Genomic DNA, 1,497 nt, shown 5'->3' with positions numbered 1-1,497 from the left:
CTTCTCCTTCACCTGACCGCGTCTCGGCACCCCTCGAACCTACACGATCAGAACCTAAGTTCCTGGTATTGGGTCCGTTCCCGAGGATCATGTCTGGCGATCAAGTCTTGACCTGGGGTTGGACAGCTTCGGATGGGAATCCGCGGGGGCCNGTCGGCGTGTCGTGTGGGCCGGGCGGTTGGCGTGTCGGGTTAGTCCCGACGATCATGTCTGGGCTTGTGGTTCTGACCAGGCGTGGGACAGGTGTTCTGGGACGCCAGCGACCCGATTCTCACGGTAGTTGGCCTTTTCGAGGCAGGTTGGTGGTCAGGTCGCGGTCCGGGTATCCTGTCCAAGCCAAAGCGGTGATTTGTTCCCGGAGAATGTCACCATGGCCGGCGTGACGGGCGAAATCCTCGATCAGGAGCAGGTAGACAAACCGCAGGCTGACATCGCCAGCGCGGGGGTGCGCCTTGGTGTCGTCGAGTTCGAAGTCAGCGGCGATCACGCGGGAACGCTCGCTGGCACGCTCAAACTCGGCGATCACGTCGGCCAGCGTTTCGCCGTCGGCGACAACGAAACTGCCGTCGTCACCGGTGGCGTAGCCGTCGCATGCGGACTCGTCTAGGCCGAGCAGGGTGCGTTGGAACCAGATGCGCTCGGCGGTGGCGGCGTGTTTGATCAGCCCGATCGGTGTGGTCAGTGAGACGACCAGGCGCCGCCGTGCGTCGGTCTCGGATAGCCCTCGCGCGGTGTCGATGAGCGCTTGCCGGTTGCGGTCAAGCAAGCTCTCCAACATGAGACGTTCGGGTCCAGTGGTCATTCGGGGCCATATGAACATTAATTGTCCAGCTTTCTGGGTTGAAAGGACATTGACGGATCAGACCATGGGCGCGTACTCGAGCAGCATGAGGGCCGATCGGACAGGGCTCGTCTCGATTGCCAAGGAGAACACCGATGACATCGGCGCCGGAGGCCCGCCGGGGATGTAGGCGCTGCAAACGCTTCTCGGNCCTCGTCAGAGGGCCCTCGGGGAATGCCGTGTCCAGAGCCGAGGAAGAGCCGGATCGGTCACAAGGATAACATCCAAGCTATGCGCGTGTCACGTGACTTGTGTCGATCTGTTCCGGCGCGTTATGGGCCGAGGGTATCCCGAAGCTCAGGAGCCATCCTCGACATCAAGATCGGTTCGGGCTGCTCGGAGTTGACCGTGGACGTGTGCGAGCGCGTCGCGGAGTTGCTGGTTCTCGATGNGTAACGCATCCACTGCAACGCGGATTAAGCCGCCCCTCCAGCACGTCCCGCTTGCCGTNCGCGACCACTTCGACCAGAAGCCGTTCGGCCGCCAAGATCCACCGAATCCGCCAACTNACCCGGACGCTCTGAGGTCAAATCATCCACGTCAAGATGACGGAATTCAGGTCGATGGTCTGAGGTGGTCCCCGTTCTTCGGACAGTGATCCCTATGTGGGATAATTGATCCGTGAGCGGAGGAGATCAATGAGTCAGTCGCGGAGG

1 protein-coding gene is annotated in these 1,497 nt (G+C 61.5%); it reads right to left on the bottom strand.

Annotated features, from left to right (window positions below; genetic code table 11):
* Positions 1 to 271 precede the first annotated feature (271 nt).
* Positions 272 to 820 carry a DinB family protein gene (locus FF86_RS31035; protein ID WP_313949848.1) on the bottom strand — a complete coding sequence of 183 codons (549 nt, stop codon included), beginning with the start codon at positions 818 to 820 and terminating at the stop codon, positions 272 to 274.
* Positions 821 to 1,497 lie beyond the last annotated feature (677 nt).

The organism is Frankia sp. CpI1-P (genome assembly GCF_001421075.1).
GTDB lineage: Bacteria > Actinomycetota > Actinomycetes > Frankiales > Frankiaceae > Frankia > Frankia torreyi.
This window is presented reverse-complemented; position numbering and strand designations above follow the sequence as displayed.